We start from the raw sequence: 15,532 nt of genomic DNA, 5'->3' as shown, positions 1-15,532 counted from the left end.
GATTTCTTCAACAACTTCAACCACTTGCGCTTGCGATCTCTCGTAAGCGGGAGGCGAATTCTACAGCGTTACACACTGCTGTCAACACCTCTTTTTCAACTTCCTTTTGGCTTCGATGAACTGAAGCAACTTGCTGCCGAAAACTGCATAACTCATTGTTTACCAAGGAGTTTTCCGTTTCGACTGCGCCGGAAGTGGGGCGAATTATAGGCTTCCAGAATCTGCCGTCAACACAATTATTCGGTTTTTCTATCAAATACCTCAAAAACCCGATGCTCCCACTATATAGATAGCTACAAGGCAGCATTTGAGCAATATATTGCTCATTCGTCGACAGTTAAGCATCATAGCGCCTCGTATTTATCTATCATGACTTCGGAAGAACTACCGCAATGACCACCCCACCTCGCAGCCTGGCATCCGCATTGTTTCCGATCGGCCTGCTATTGATCGCCATGGCGTCCATCCAATCCGGTGCGTCATTGGCCAAAAGCATGTTTCCTATTGTTGGCGCACAAGGCACCACTGCTCTGCGTTTGATTTTCGCCAGTGTGATCATGCTGGTGCTATTACGCCCATGGCGCGCCACGCTGACAGCCAAGTCCTTGCGCACGGTGATCATTTACGGGATGGCGCTGGGCGGCATGAACTTCCTCTTCTATATGTCCCTTCGCACCGTACCGCTGGGGATTGCCGTAGCACTCGAATTCACAGGCCCGCTTGCCGTCGCTATCTATGCCTCGCGCCGAGCTGTCGACTTCCTGTGGATTGCCATGGCTATCATCGGCCTGCTGCTGTTGATTCCGACGGGCGAGGCCAGTAGCGGTATCGACTGGGTCGGCGCGGCGTACGCACTGGGCGCAGGCGGATGCTGGGCCTTGTATATTTTGTTCGGCCAAAAGGCTGGGAACGACAATGGTGTTCAGACCGCCGCACTCGGCGTAATGATTGCCGCCCTGTTCGTCGCACCGATCGGCATCGTGCATGCGGGCGCCGCGCTGCTGACGCCCGCCCTGATCCCTATCGCCATTGGCGTCGCGATTCTGTCCACCGCCTTGCCCTACACCTTGGAGATGGTCGCACTGACTCGCCTCCCCGCTCGCACCTTCGGCACGCTCATGAGCATCGAACCAGCGTTCGGCGCCCTCTCCGGCCTGCTCTTTCTGCATGAGCACTTATCCCTGGCCCAATGGCTGGCCATCACCTGCATTATCCTGGCTTCCGTAGGCGCCACGTTGACGATGCGCAACGAATCCAAACCACTGGTGCCTGCCGACTGATCATCTTTAAAGCCAGCTCTGGTATTTGCCGCTCATTTAGGCCATGTTTAGGCCGTAACCGAATGTCATTCATGGAGAATTTCGACACGGACAGCATGAACGCTTCGCTCGAGAGCGAGTAAAGCGGCTCTGTTCTTTTGCAGGGCGGCTATTAAGGATGGGAATGAAACGAATTTTGATACTGTTGCTGGTTGTGGGCATCGCTGGCTGTGCTGCAACCACAAAAACAGAAGTGAAACGGGGTAAAAAAGGGCTGCATATCAACTGTTCAGGCCTGTCCTCCTCCTGGGACCAGTGCTACACCAGTGCAGCCAACTCATGCGGTGCCAAGGGCTACCGGGTGATAGCCAAATCCGGCGATAACTCCGAAGAGCCTGGGGACTATCCCTTCGGCCTCAACCCAGCCGGCTATACCAGCCGCAGTATGATCGTCATCTGCAAATAGCTGCCCGAGCAGTCTTTCCTGACTGCTCATCTTAAATTCAGGCCAGTTGCGGCACGAAGGCTAAACTCCTGCTCGACCATCGAACCAATGGAGTTCCCATGCCGCACAACAAGAAAATCGTATTAGTAGTGGGTGCCGGTGACGCGACCGGCGGCGCCATAGCCAAACGCTTTGCCCGCGAAGGCTACATCGCCTGCGTCACCCGTCGCAGCGCCGACAAACTGCAGCCCCTGGTAGACAGCATTCAGTTGGCGGGCGGTGAAGCCCATGGTTTTGCCTGTGATGCACGTAAAGAAGAGGACGTGATCGCTCTGGTCGAGCAAATCGAAACCGAGCTGGGACCTATTGAAGCGTTCGTCTTCAACATCGGCGCCAATGTGCCTTGCAGCATTCTGGAAGAAACCGCACGCAAGTACTTCAAGATCTGGGAGATGGCGTGCTTCTCCGGCTTCCTGAACGCACGGGAAGTCGCCAAACGCATGGTCACGCGTAACCGCGGCACTATCCTGTTCACCGGAGCCACCGCCGGCTTGCGCGGAAGCGCGGGGTTTGCTGCCTTCGCTGGCGCCAAGCATGGGATACGCGCCCTGGCACAAAGCATGGCGCGGGAGTTAGGCCCGATGAACATCCATGTCGCCCATGTGGTAGTCGACGGTGCCATCGATACCGACTTCATTCGCGAGAACTTCCCGCAAAAATACGCCCTCAAGGATCAGGACGCCCTCCTCAACCCTGACCATATTGCCGACAACTACTGGTTCCTGCATCGCCAGCCACGGGACGCCTGGACGTTCGAACTGGACCTGCGCCCCTGGAATGAAACCTGGTGACTCCCTCTATAACAATAAGCAGTGAGTACAGACCATGAGTAAAACCCTGGAGTTCTTCTTTGATCTCGGCAGCCCCGCGACTTACCTGGCCTATACCCAGTTGCCGGCGCTGTGCGCTAAAACCGGCGCACAGGTGGTGTATCAACCGATGCTGTTGGGCGGTGTATTCAAGGCCACGGGCAATGCCTCGCCGATCATGGTGCCCGCCAAGGGGCGCTATATGCTCGATGACCTGGCGCGTTACGCCAAACGCTACAACGTGCCGCTCAGGTTCAACCCGCACTTTCCCATCAATACCTTGGTGCTGATGCGCGCCGTCACCGGCATTCAAATCCACCAGCCTGAGCGCTTCCTCGACTTCATCGACTGCCTGTTCCGCGCACTCTGGGTGGAAGGCCGTCACCTGGGCGACCCAGAGGTCGTGGCCAATGTGCTCACCGAACAGGGGTTCGATCCCGAGCAGGTACTGGCCCTGTCCAATGATGCAGCCGTCAAGGACGCTCTCAAGGAAAAAACCGAACAAGCCATTAAGCGCGGCGTGTTCGGCGCTCCCAGTTTCTTTGTAGGAAACCAGCTGTTCTTCGGCCAGGACCGCCTGGACTTTGTGCGTGAAGCCCTCAGCTAGGTGTTGATTGCAGCCGGCAATGCCTTGGCTGCAACCGATCAAATCGCCGCAGTGCGCACCTGCAACCATTCAAGCGCTGCACCATTGAGCAGCGGGCTCAAACGCTCACGCACCTGGGCGTGATACGCGTTGAACCATTCACGCTCATCCGCCGTGAGCAACGACGGCTCCAGGCAGCGGGTATCAATTGGGCACAGGGTCAGGGTTTCGAACTTGAGGAATTCGCCAAACTCGGTCTTGCCCGCTTCACGGTTCAACACCAGGTTCTCAATGCGCACGCCCCAACGGCCAGGGCGATAAGTACCCGGTTCAATTGAAGTAATCATCCCTGGCTGCATCGCCGTTTGTGGCGCCGCAGCAGCCTGATAGGCAATGACCTGCGGACCTTCATGTACGTTGAGGAAATAACCCACGCCGTGGCCTGTGCCGTGACCGTAGTCCACGCCTTCTGCCCATATCGGCGCACGGGCAATGGCATCCAGCAACGGTGAAAGAATGCCCTTGGGGAACTGCGCACGGGACAGAGCAATCACCCCCTTGAGCACTCGCGTGCAATCGCGTTTCTGCTCCTCACTCGGTGTACCGACAGGCACCATCCGCGTGATGTCCGTGGTTCCGCCCAGGTACTGGCCGCCGGAGTCGATCAAAAGCAAGCCATCACCTTCGATCAGCGCATGCTCTTCTTCGGTGGCGTGGTAATGCGGCATCGCGCCGTTGGCGTTGAAGGCGGCAATGGTGTTGAAACTCAGCGATACATAGCCTGGGCGGCGGGTACGTGCAGCGGTCAGGTGTTCGTCAATCGTCAGTTCGGTAATGCGCTCGCGACCCAGGGCGCTGTCGAGCCAGGCAAAGAATTCGCACAGCGCCGCACCATCCTGCTCCATGGCTTGGCGGATATGTTCCGCATCCGCCAGGCTCTTGCGGGATTTAGCCAGTGTGGTGGGGTTGAGGCCTTCAACCAGCTTGACGCCCGCGTCGAGGTTTTCCAGCAAGCCGGCGGTGACGCGGGCGGGGTCTACTTGCAAGCTTGCGCCCGCCGGTACCGCTCGCAGCGCTTGCGCCACCTCGCTGTAATCACGCAGGGTCACGCCATCCTGCTCAAGCACCGCCCGCAGTTGCGCATCGACCTTGCCCAACGCCACAAACAAAGTGGCCTGTTGCTGATTGATCAAGGCAAAGGACACAAACACCGGATTGAACGACACATCAGCGCCGCGCAGGTTGAATAGCCAGGCGATGTCGTCCAGCGTCGCGATGAAATGCCAATCGGCGCCCTTGTCTTTCAAACTGGCACGCAAGGCGGCCAGTTTCTCGCCACGACTGACGGTGGCTTGGGGCGGCAGATGCTGATAAATCGGCTGGTTCGGCAACGGCGGGCGGTCTTGCCAGACTTCATCGAGCACATCGATATCGGTACGCAGACGCGCGCCACGCTCGGCCAACTTGCCACCCAGGGTACGTGCCGAGGCCACGGCCATGACCGCACCGTCCACTGCCACCACGCCACCCTCAGGGGTTTGCTCGGCCAGCCACTCCAGCGGACCGGGCTGACCCGGTTGCAGCTTCACCAACTCGATACCGCTGCCCTTGAGCTCCTTGGTCGCCTGTTCCCAATAACGGCTATCCGCCCAGACCCCGGCGAACTCCGCCGTGACGATCAGAGTGCCCACCGAGCCATGAAAACCGGACAACCACTGGCGCCCTTGCCAGTAACCCGGCAAATACTCGGACAAGTGCGGGTCCGCCGACGGCACCAGCAGGGCGTGAATGCCTTCGCGGCGCATCAGTTCACGGGTATGCGCCAAGCGCTGGGGAACCGTTCCATGGGTCAAAGGCTGCGTACTCATTGTGTCTCCTGCTAACCACTAATAATTGTTATGTATTGCAAATGAAGTATCAGACAGCCCAGAACGCTGGTGCGCTGGCCTGTACCGTCTTGATCAATTGCACAGCGTCGTCGATATCCCGCTCGGTGGTGAACCGGCCCAGGCTCAAGCGAATAGTGCGACCAGCGCTGCGGGCATCATGCCCCAGGGCCACCAGGACGTGGGACGGTGCATTGCTAGCCGAATTGCACGCTGAAGTCGCCGAAAAGGCAATGCCCGCACTCAAGGCGGCAGCGTTGAATTCGCCTTCGCTGAACGTCAGGCTGAGGGTGTGGGGAATACGCTGGGTTGGGCTGCCATTGAGGCGTACGCCGGGAATCGACGCCAACTGCTCCAACAAACGTTCACGCAAGGCCACGATCTGCGCCTTTTCCTCAGCAAAGTACGCCGCCGCCAGAGCGAACGCCGTGCCCATGCCCGCAATCTGATGCGTCGCCAGGGTGCCCGAACGCAAGCCACCTTCGTGGCCGCCGCCATGAATCTGCGCCAACACTTTCTGTTGCGCACGAAGCCCAACGTACAGCGCGCCAATGCCTTTTGGGCCGTAGAGCTTGTGGGCGGAAAAAGACATCAAATCCACCGACCACTGCGCCAGGTCAATGGCAACCTTGCCCGCCCCCTGTGCCGCGTCCACGTGAAACAGCGCGCCCTGCTCACGCACCCGCGCGCCGATAGCCGGAATGTCGTTAAGGGTGCCCAGTTCATTATTGACCAGCATCAAAGACACCAGGAAGGTGTCCTCACGCAATGCCTCACTGACAGCCTGAACGCTGATCAAGCCATCGGCATCGGGCACCAGATAGGTCACAGCCACGCCGGCTTCCTGCAACTGCCGCGCGGTGTCGAGTGTGGCTTTGTGCTCGATCTGGCTGGTGATGATATGCCCACCCGCCAGCCCTCGCGCCTGGGCCACCCCTTTGATCGCAAGGTTGTTGGACTCGGTGGCACCGGAAGTCCAGACAATTTGCTCAGGCTGGGCGCCGACCAATTCGGCTACCTGCCGTCGCGCCTGCTCAACCGTTTGCCGGGCCGCCTGGCCGAATGCATGGGAACTGGACGCAGGGTTGCCAAAATTGGCATTGAAACCCAGGCACTCGACCATCACCTGGATAACTCGCTCATCCACTGGCGTGGTGGCGGCATAGTCGAAATACAACGGACGTTTATTCATGGCGTAAAACTCGCAGAGCGTGTTCCCGAGAGCGGCGTCCCGGGGGCATCGAACAGAACAGAGGTCGTCAGGTTTAACTGATCGAGTGCCATTGAAGAAGAACCACGTGATGTAAATGTGCGTAGGAGCGCTCCTGATTTTCAGCTTAACAGGCTCAAAGGCGATTGGGTGCAAATGCAAAAAGCCGAAAAATCCGCCATACGGACTTTTCGGCTTTTAGTGCAGCGCGAGGCGACTCAAACGTTAGTAAACAACCCGCTCACCGGATCGATGTTTCCGTTGTAGGGCACAACGGTTCCGGCTGCCCGGGCGATGGTGGCCCAGATTCGCTGCATATCGACCATTTTATTGCCAATGACCGGGTTGCCTTCTTGTTGACGATCACCCTGGGCCGTGATGTTGAAATAGCGTCCTGCGCCATCGCCGCTCTTCAACAACCCGCTGGCCCCGCCCATCAGTACCAGCGGCATATCCTTCGTATGCTCCGGGGCACCATCGGCCATCTCGCTGGTGAATACCACAAGCGTGTGTTCAAGCAGGCTGTCACCCGGCACATCGGGATCGGCATGCTTCGCCAACTCATCCATGAACAACTTGGCTCGCTGGGTATACCACTGCCGGGATCGTTTCCATACGTCCAGCCCAGCATAACGATGGGCGCAGTCATGGGGGTTGGTCACATTACTGACGTCCAGGATATTGAGCGACTCCGCCGAGCGCCCGACTTGAATCGTCGCTACACGCGTGATGCCACACCCCAGCGCTGTGGCAACCACCTGATGGTGGTGATGCTGTACCTGGTTACGAAATTCCGCAGATTTGAACGGCAACGTGTCCATCTGCAAAGGCGAACATTCGCCAATGGGTGGCAGAGTTTCTTCCATGTCTTTCATGACCTGCTCAACCGAATCAAGCTGCATATCGAGCTTCTGCTTTTGCGCCCCCGCAAGCCTGCCTCGCAGCTCGTTGATATCCGCCAGCACCGGATCAAATACATGCATGTTTCGCACCTGCTGCTCGCGCACCTCACGACTGACCGCGCCAAAGATTTTCTCGTACATCAACACCGGGTCCTGCTCAGGCCTGCGCATTGCGCCGCCATTTTCCGGCCCTTCCCAGGATACCTGCCAGGCGGTCCCGTCAATGCCTGAATGCGGTCCGGCAAAAAGACTCCGCTGGGACGGATCGGTCCCCGGCATATGGCGGCCAAGCAACACATCAATCGACGCCATCTTCTTCTCACGGTCGCGCAACGCCCACGTCCAGCCGTTATGGCCTTCATTGCCAGGGCCCAGAATCGTGCCACGCAGGTACAAGGACTGGTTTTTATAGGCCGCAAGCTCCTGGCTGACCTCGTTGAGCTGGAAGTCGGAAGTGTCCAAAGCTTCGGCAGCGGGATGCCAGAGGCCTCGACCATCACTGGAATAGGCGGTTGCAGAGTCGACTGCCAGGCCATCAGGTACCACAAAGAAAACCACTTTTAACTTGGCCTGCTGGTTTTGCCCGGCCAAGGCCATGCGCGCCAGGCCACACTGGGTGAGCGGGCCGAACACACCTACCGCAGCCAGGCCGGCCAGAAAGCGACGACGACTTTTCAAGATATCCATGATCAATCCCTCTGCGTCTTGAATTGGAACGCGTTGGAGGTACCCAGCGTGCGCAGCATCCCTGGTAATGAGCCATTGCCCTTCAGCCCGTCGACCAATGCCTTGACCGTTGCGGAAGTGGACTCGTCGGATTTGTTGCCCGAAGCGAAACGGAAATAGCTATCCGCCATGCAGAACAGAGACGCCGAGTTGTGCGCGATCAGCTTGGAAATACCTCGCACATCGTCGATAGGCACCGCGCCATCAACCCCAATGAACGGACCGGACGCTTTGATCGGCAACTGCACAGGGAACTGCGCGTAGTTGTAGGCAGGCTCCTGCTGGCGATAGCGCCCGGCAGCGTCGTAATGCTCCATCGATGCGCCGGTGTCGTTCATGTACTGATGGCACTGCCAGCAACGCCCTCCCGAAGCCTGCTCACCATTAATCAGGTCCCAGCGTTCACGGGTACTGATCGCACGCGCAGGGTAGGCCGGCTCTGTGGGCTCGGCTTCGACCGGTGCTCCAAACTCCCGGCAGAAAAGCTGCTCGCGAATGGCAATGCCGCGCTTGACCAGTGAGGTGACCTGATAGTCAGAGGTAGAGGCCTGAAAAAGCCCCAAGTGCAACAAGCCACCCCGTTTCTCATCCACGGCGACTTTGTGCAGCGTGTCACCGGTTACGCCGCCGATACCGTAGTGTTCGGCCAGAGCCTTGTTGAGGAACGTCACACCGGGGTTGAACAGCTCGTCCAACGTCCCCTTGCCGTCGAGCATCACGTGACGGGTCAACAGGGCCTGCTCCTGGGTCATCAACTGGATCATCTGTGCGCTCAGGCCGGGCTTCTCCTGCACCCCGCGCTGAGTCTTGATGTAGTAACTGATGAACCGATTGAACTGCTCAAGCCCGCGCTCACTGCGCATCATCCGGTCTATTTCTGCGCTGATTTGCTGCACTGTCTGCAACTCGTTGCGCTCTGCCTTGGCCAGCAGTTGCGCGTCCGGAGTGGTGCCTTGATAGGTGTAGGACAATGCAGTTGCGGTCTCATAAGGGGTGAGCTTGTAGACCTCGGCCTGCCGCGCGACAGCCTGGCCCAACTCCGAGCGATACAGGAAGTTGGGCGACAGCAGCAGCGCAGCGATCAGCGCCCGCTCTCCGTGCTCATCCAACACCGCCTGATAACGCGACAACTCAGACGGGCTCAAAGGACGGCGGAACACTTGATAACCCAGGGCACTGACCTCAAGGGTACCGGCAGTGGATTTGAAGCGTTTTACACGTTGAGGTGCCACTTGCTCGGCGATCGACACCGCCATGCCATACAGCTGCTTGATGTCTTCAGCCTGCAGCAGCCCTTTGCTGGCTTCACCTGGGAACTTGAAGTCTTTCTCGGATTTATCTGCCGGCAGCTTCTGGGTATTGACCTCCACGCCGAGTATGTCCTTGACACTGGCCGCGTATTCATCGCGCGTCAGCAAGCGCAACTGGCGCTGACCGTGAGCCTCGTTCGGGCTCAGGTAGGGCGCCCACACCACCTCAAACAAATGCTTGCTGATTTCGGTCGCACAGGTGGTGTCGCAATGCCCGGCCACCGGCATGCTCTGGATTTGCCGCACCAACGCATCCTGGCCAGCACTGCTCCATGCCACCGCCATGCGCAGGTTGTTGAAAAACTCCACCGCGTGGCATTTGGTGCAGGATTCGGCAAGCACTGTTTCGCCCAATTTCGGTTCATGACGGTAACTGATAGGTAACAGTTGCTCGTCCTGGCTGTCCTCGTTGATACGCAGCGCTACCTGTTCCGGCTGTGGCAGCTCCTGTGGGTAAAAGGGATAGATGACCTCGTAATCCCCATAGTCCAGAAGCTCGGTGACACTTTCGCCCCAAGGCACCTGCACCACTTTGGGCTCGGTGCTCGTAGAGCCCTTGAGCTTGAGGGTGAAATGCCAACTGGAATTCGTTACTGACGCAGGCTTGGGCGGCGCCAACACCGTGATGTTGATATCCAGCTTGATCGGCCGCTCACGGTACTGCATGTTCAACACGTGCTTGTTGTCGTCGGCAGACAAGGTAAGTGAAGTATTACGCGTCTGTGGAATCCAGTTTTTCACATCATTGAGCCGAACCTGGTAAGTCCCGTAGGGCAAACCCTTGAGCACCAATGCGGCATAACTGTCAGCAGGGTTGAAGGATGCATGGAACTGGCGGGTATTACCGCCCGGCGCAATCAGCGTGCCACTGATCATCTCATTCTCCAGCTCAGGTGCCGGTGCGAGCGCCGGCCGCAGGGTCAACTCTGTGTTCGGCAACCCTGCTGGGTCATAACTGACGCGATAAATCACCCCGGCGACGTCATCGGAGATCAGCAGGCTGTTGTCCGGTAGCGCCAGGAAGTCAGCCGGCCGACCAATGCAGGAGTCGTCCAGGCAATACACATCGAAACGCAGGGGGTCTTGGATAAACCCATTGATCAACGGGATCTGATTGACCACTCGCGTTCCGTCCTGGATCGAGACGAGTCGCACATCCATACCCGGCCGCTCGGCCGTGCCCGCTCCATGCACGGCAACCAGCATATTCTGCGAACGTGTGCGAGCCGGGTAACCACTCCAGAACTTCAGCCCCAGAGGTGCGGTGTTGGTACCCAGCTCGAAAGCGGCAGGCACGTAGTCTTTCGGGTCGATCTGCTGCCGGGACTTATCGGAAACAATCGCTCCCTGAACCAAGGGCGGCTGGATCACCGCCGGGTTGCCAAACTCCTCATCGGTGAAACCCGGCGTGCCTTTGCCAAACAGATAGGGCACACCGAAGTGCTGGTTTGGGCCGCTGATGCGGTTGATTTCGTCGGGGTTGGGGTAGCCCTGGCGGTTGTTGTCGGTGAACCAGATTTCACCGGTCTGCGGGTTCCAGTCGAACCCCACAGAGTTGCGCACCCCTTTTGCAAGAATCTGCGCTTTACCGGTCACGGTGTCATAACGCAGTAACGTGCCGTAACGCGGGTCAGGCGGGATCATGCACAAGTTGCAAGGAATGCCGACGGCGGTGTACAGGCCAGTGTCGGCGGGGTCCAGCGGGTTGAAATGCAAAGGGTGCTTCATATGCCAGAAGCGAGTGCTGGAGCCAGACGCCACGGAAGGCAGAGGAAATGGCGCATCGTCGGCGGGGAATTTGAACACCCGCTCAGGCGAAGGATCCTTGTAATGCGCATCGGCATCGCGCAAACGATAGAGGCCGCCAGTGGTCGAGTAGTACAAATCACCGTCGCGATACACCACACCGTGCGGCTCCTCCAACCCGCTGGCAATCACGTAGATGCCGGTGGGTTTGCCGGCATTGTCCAGGGGCAAGGCATAGATCATATCGGCGATTTTCCCGTCATAGACGTAGGATGGAATCGCACTGGAGCCCACATAGAGCACGTCCTTGCCCATCGCCATCTGCCGAGGCTGTATCAGCCCCTGGGCAAACAATTCAATCTTGACCCCTGGCAGGCCGCTGAGCCTGCCCACCTGCACCGGTGGCCGATACTTCAGGGTGACCGCCTGTTCCTCACCCTCCTCTCGCTGGAAGGAAACGATACGCGGTGTGTTCAAGGGCACAAACCCACCAGCGGGGTTCATCACCAGTTGGTAGTCGCAGGCCTTCAGGTTATCGAGGTGAATGGTTTCGCCGGACTTGGCACTGATCGGGATCTCCTCGGCTTTGCAGCGCAATACGCCAGTGACTACCTGATCGGCCCGCGCCACGCCCGGGGTTGGCTGGCTGATCGGCCCCCGGCCGCTTAACGTGCTGAAGTTCAGGGTCAGACGGTTACCCTGGAAGCCACCGCATTCCCCCAGATCCTTCCAGGCATCGCCCCAAATCTCGACACCATGAGAGGATGGCTGCCCGGGGTTGTAATCGGGCTGGTTGCACCATTGCCAACTGCCCGGCCCGTGCGGCGATTTGTCAGTGTCTTTCCAACATTCAAACTCGTGGGTTTTGTCCTGCTGGTTTTTGTTCTGCACCCGATTGCCCTGTTCATAGACGGTCCCAGCTTGGTAGGCAGGTGCCGTACAGGCCGCCGCCGAAACCTCCACACTCAGCAACGCGAAGAACACGCCAGGCAAACTCCAACCACAGCGCGAAACAAGCAAACCCCACCCGATCGACATCCTCATGATCACCAGCCTCAATGGCAGGCCAGGCGTATTTCTATCGAAGAAAGACTGCGCAGTTTCACGATCCCGTCAGAAAGCACCCGGCACGGAGTCACGCGCCGCGAACGGCTGACGCAACCCGAAGTACATTCAATTTGGAATGTCTTGCAATGCTATTCCACAGCGAAACTACGACATGGCACGAAGCCAAAGAGACAGGAAAAATCAGACACTCGACTCAACCATCCGCCTGCATCATGCAGCCGTGATGCGTTGCTAAGGCTAAGTTCTAGCCGACAGATATCAGCTCGTCAAACCGGAAGACGTACCTGTCGTCACCCGGCTCTCAACTCGCACGGCCGCTGCGCTGTGCGGCGCGCTGTGCGTTCATTTCAGCCTGCTGATCAAAGCCAAAGGTTTTCTGTGGCTGGCCAGTCAGGGCAGCACGCTGCTGTTGGTATTCATCAAATGACAACCCGCGACGACTCAACGCTTCCAACGCCAACTGTTTGGTTTCTTCTGCCGTGTAAGGGCGCATCTCAGGCGATGGGTGAGTCGCGCACCCGGCGAGAACAGAGATGACAGACAGTAACGAAATAGCGAATAGACGGTTCATGGCGGCGGTCCTGCTGAGGAGGTTTCGAGTCAATGAACACAGGCTACTCCCGCCCCCCTGCCATGAAAAATCAACGCCCGTGATAGTCGCTATCAACCGTTACAGCAGGTTAGATAGCGCAACCTATATATTCGTTTTCGATCTATAAATATTTAAATGCATTCGTTTACGGAATAAACTCAACCCTCTATAAATGGCGTCACGTAGCCCGACTGTTCGCCACGCAACGGTCACCCTGGCGACAGCCCTTCAACGAGGTGCCCATGCAGTTGTTGACTCTACCGCCCTCCCCCAAACTCGCGACCTCGATCCGCGCCACCGCTCAGGTCTTTGAAGACCCTAAATCCCAGGCCTTGCTCAACCACATCCAGCAAGTGGCGCCCAGCGACGCAAGCGTGTTGATCATCGGCGAAACCGGTACCGGCAAAGAGCTGGTGGCGCGCCATATCCACAACCTCAGCGCACGGCGCAGCCGGCCGTTCGTGGCGGTGAACTGTGGGGCATTCTCCGAATCCCTGGTGGAAGCCGAGCTGTTCGGCCATGACAAAGGTGCCTTTACCGGCGCCCTGAGTGCCAAGGCTGGCTGGTTCGAAGAGGCCGACGGCGGGACCTTGTTCCTCGATGAGATCGGCGATCTGCCAATAGCAATCCAGGTCAAACTGTTGCGGGTATTGCAGGAGCGTGAAGTCGTACGCCTGGGCTCGCGCAAAAGCATTGCGATTGATGTGCGCGTGCTCGCCGCGACCAACGTACAACTGGAGAAGGCCATCAACGCCGGGCATTTCCGCGAAGACCTCTACTACCGTCTCGGCGTGGTCAGCCTGGAACTCAGCCCACTGCGCGAGCGCCCTGGCGATATCCTGCCGCTGACCTGGCACTTTATCGAAGTCTACAGTCGGCGCCTGGGCTACGGCCCCATCACCATCAGCCGTGAGGCCGAGCACAAGCTCAAGAGCTACAGCTGGCCAGGCAACATCCGCGAATTGGAAAACGTCATCCATCACACCCTACTGATCTGCCGCAAAGGCGTGATAGGGCGCGACGATTTGCGCCTGTCGAACATGCGTATCGAGCGCCAGGACGACAACCCGCACCACATTGGTAACAGCGCCGAAGCCTTGCTGGCGCGGGCGTTTCAAACGCTGTTCGAGGAACAGACCGGCGCCCTGCATGAAAAGGTCGAAGACGCACTCTTACGTGCGGCCTACCGCTTCAGCCATTACAACCAGGTGCATACCGCCAACCTGCTGGGCCTGAGCCGCAACGTCACGCGCTCGCGCTTGATCAAGCTCGGCGAGCTGGCGGTGAACAAACGTCGACCTGGCGAAAACGTGCAGGGCGGGCGGATGCTGCATTTATCCATTTAGGCGACAGTGCAGCGCGTTGTCATGGCTGCGCTCAAAGCTTTGCAGCACCTGGAACGAACCGAAGGTCACCGCCGTTGCCTGGTGGGCGCGAATCAGCGTCCAGAAATCTTCGCCGCGCTGCTCGAAGAACTTGAACGCCGCCTCGCCATCTGCGCGCGATTGCCATTGCAAGTAATTGAGCACCCGCCGGCCGTCCTCGCTGACCTGCACGCTGGCACTCAGAAAACCATCGTGGCCCTCGGCCAGTCGTTCGCTTTGAGTGGACAAGGCCGCCACCAGGGCATCTTGCTGCTGGGGGTTGATCTGAAACTCGATCAATTGAGTGAAGCCGCGACACTTCTCCGATACCTGCATGAACACTCCCCTCTCTTTGTAGGCAGAATCTTGCGATTCGATGCCACGCAGGGTAAAACCTCTACTTAAGTCGAGGTCAAGCACTGTTTGGGAGATGTTCATGCTCAATAAGGAACTCAGCGTCGGGCAGCTCGCTGCTCGCAGCGGCGTAGCGGTTACTGCCCTGCACTTCTACGAGGCAAAAGGGCTGATCAAGAGCAATCGCAATGCAGGTAACCAGCGGCGTTATCCACGGGATGTATTGCGGCGCGTAGTGGTGATCAAGATCGCCCAGCGCCTGGGCATTCCGCTGGCTACCATTGGCGAGGCATTACGCACCTTGCCCGATGAGCGCGCACCCAATGTTCACGACTGGGAGCGCCTATCGGCGTTGTGGCGTGAAGACCTGGATGAGCGCATCAACAAACTGGTGCTGCTGCGCGACAAGCTCAATGGCTGCATCGGTTGCGGGTGCTTATCGATGGAGGCGTGCCCGTTGCGCAATCAGGACGATAAGCTCGCTGAGTATGGGCCGGGCGCCCAACTGCTGGAGCCCACCACACCGCCTTGATAAAAGCACCTCGTCGGTTGCCCGCAGGCCACGCATTACGTGGCCTATAGTGAAATGTTCATACCTCGACTCAGGGAGAATGTCATGAACGTTAAAGCTATTCCCGACGGTTATCACAGCCTCACACCTTATATGGGCATCGACAAAGCGGGCGAGGCCATCGAGTTCTACAAAAAAGCCTTTGGCGCCACGCAAGTCATGCGCCTGGACATGCCCGACGGCAGGGTGGGTCATGCCGAACTGCGGATTGGTGATTCATCGCTGATGCTCGGTACGCCCTGCGATCAAATGGCCCTGCGCAATCCGGATGAGCACACCAGCATTGGTCTGCATCTGTATGTGGAAGATGTGGATGCACAATTTCAACGAGCGGTTGATGCCGGCGCCACCGTGGTGTCCGAGCCGAAGGATCAGTTTTATGGCGACCGCTCTGCGAGCGTGAAAGATCCGTTCGGTCATCTCTGGTTCCTGGCCACGCACAAGGAAGACCTCACCGAGGAGCAGATACGCCAGCGCGCCATGGAGTTGTTCAAGCAAGGCTGATAGTTGCAACGCAATACACATCCCATGTGGGATTTGGCTTGCCTGCGGTGCAGACGACTCGGTGCATCCGTTGGATCGAGTCGATGTCATCGCAGGCAAGCCAGCTCCCACAGGGTTACGCCATACACCCTGAATGCAAT

13 protein-coding genes are annotated in these 15,532 nt (G+C 58.2%); 7 read left to right on the top strand and 6 right to left on the bottom strand.

What is annotated here, in order from left to right:
• Positions 1–392 precede the first annotated feature (392 nt).
• The 4 genes from rhtA (at position 393) to OC445_RS25045 (ending at position 3,180) form a co-directional block, all read left to right on the top strand.
• Positions 393–1,280: a threonine/homoserine exporter RhtA gene (rhtA, locus tag OC445_RS25060; protein ID WP_054897888.1), complete on the top strand. Its 888-nt coding sequence runs from the start codon at positions 393–395 to the stop codon at positions 1,278–1,280.
• A gap of 163 nt (positions 1,281–1,443) precedes the next feature.
• Positions 1,444–1,725: a hypothetical protein gene (locus OC445_RS25055; RefSeq protein WP_003190182.1), complete on the top strand. Its 282-nt coding sequence runs from the start codon at positions 1,444–1,446 to the stop codon at positions 1,723–1,725.
• A 98-nt stretch (positions 1,726–1,823) separates the two neighbouring features.
• The gene (locus OC445_RS25050) at positions 1,824–2,555 is read left to right on the top strand and encodes an SDR family oxidoreductase (RefSeq protein ID WP_014717823.1); all 732 of its coding nucleotides are present in this window, start codon (positions 1,824–1,826) and stop codon (positions 2,553–2,555) included.
• 34 nt (positions 2,556–2,589) lie between these two features.
• A complete protein-coding gene (locus tag OC445_RS25045; protein WP_038449641.1) occupies positions 2,590–3,180 on the top strand; it encodes a 2-hydroxychromene-2-carboxylate isomerase in 591 nt (196 codons plus the stop codon).
• Positions 3,181–3,218: 38 nt separating this feature from the next.
• Here OC445_RS25045 and OC445_RS25040 read toward each other — a convergent pair whose 3' ends face one another.
• From OC445_RS25040 to OC445_RS25020, 5 genes are all read right to left on the bottom strand, one after another.
• Positions 3,219–5,027 carry an aminopeptidase P family protein gene (locus OC445_RS25040; protein ID WP_198790720.1) on the bottom strand — a complete coding sequence of 603 codons (1,809 nt, stop codon included), beginning with the start codon at positions 5,025–5,027 and terminating at the stop codon, positions 3,219–3,221.
• Between the two features lie 49 nt (positions 5,028–5,076).
• A complete protein-coding gene (locus OC445_RS25035) occupies positions 5,077–6,237 on the bottom strand; it encodes a cysteine desulfurase family protein (protein WP_054897885.1) in 1,161 nt (386 codons plus the stop codon).
• Between the two features lie 236 nt (positions 6,238–6,473).
• A complete protein-coding gene (locus OC445_RS25030; RefSeq protein ID WP_054897884.1) occupies positions 6,474–7,844 on the bottom strand; it encodes a DUF1552 domain-containing protein in 1,371 nt (456 codons plus the stop codon).
• 2 nt (positions 7,845–7,846) lie between these two features.
• Positions 7,847–11,923: a DUF1592 domain-containing protein gene (locus OC445_RS25025; RefSeq protein ID WP_229999928.1), complete on the bottom strand. Its 4,077-nt coding sequence runs from the start codon at positions 11,921–11,923 to the stop codon at positions 7,847–7,849.
• A 385-nt stretch (positions 11,924–12,308) separates the two neighbouring features.
• Positions 12,309–12,578 (bottom strand): hypothetical protein, encoded by a 270-nt coding sequence (locus OC445_RS25020; RefSeq protein WP_054897883.1) that lies wholly within the window; start codon positions 12,576–12,578, stop codon positions 12,309–12,311.
• A gap of 263 nt (positions 12,579–12,841) precedes the next feature.
• On the opposite strand from OC445_RS25020, the gene OC445_RS25015 reads away from it, so the two are divergent.
• Positions 12,842–13,945 (top strand): sigma-54 interaction domain-containing protein, encoded by a 1,104-nt coding sequence (locus tag OC445_RS25015; protein ID WP_198790721.1) that lies wholly within the window; start codon positions 12,842–12,844, stop codon positions 13,943–13,945.
• Here the strand turns inward: OC445_RS25015 and OC445_RS25010 are convergent.
• Positions 13,934–14,299, bottom strand: coding sequence for an antibiotic biosynthesis monooxygenase (locus OC445_RS25010; protein ID WP_034127271.1), 366 nt, complete (start codon positions 14,297–14,299; stop codon positions 13,934–13,936). The genes OC445_RS25015 and OC445_RS25010 overlap by 12 nt on opposite strands.
• 100 nt (positions 14,300–14,399) lie before the next feature.
• Between OC445_RS25010 and soxR the strand changes: the two genes are divergently transcribed.
• The gene (gene soxR, locus OC445_RS25005; protein WP_034127251.1) at positions 14,400–14,849 is read left to right on the top strand and encodes a redox-sensitive transcriptional activator SoxR; all 450 of its coding nucleotides are present in this window, start codon (positions 14,400–14,402) and stop codon (positions 14,847–14,849) included.
• An 84-nt stretch (positions 14,850–14,933) separates the two neighbouring features.
• The gene (locus OC445_RS25000; protein ID WP_054897881.1) at positions 14,934–15,392 is read left to right on the top strand and encodes a VOC family protein; all 459 of its coding nucleotides are present in this window, start codon (positions 14,934–14,936) and stop codon (positions 15,390–15,392) included.
• Positions 15,393–15,532 lie beyond the last annotated feature (140 nt).

This window comes from Pseudomonas sp. Pse35 (assembly GCF_024519715.1).
GTDB classification, from domain to species: Bacteria; Pseudomonadota; Gammaproteobacteria; order Pseudomonadales; family Pseudomonadaceae; genus Aquipseudomonas; species Aquipseudomonas paracarnis.
The sequence above is the reverse complement of the archived record's forward strand: the minus strand, read 5'-3'. Positions and strand labels throughout refer to the sequence as shown.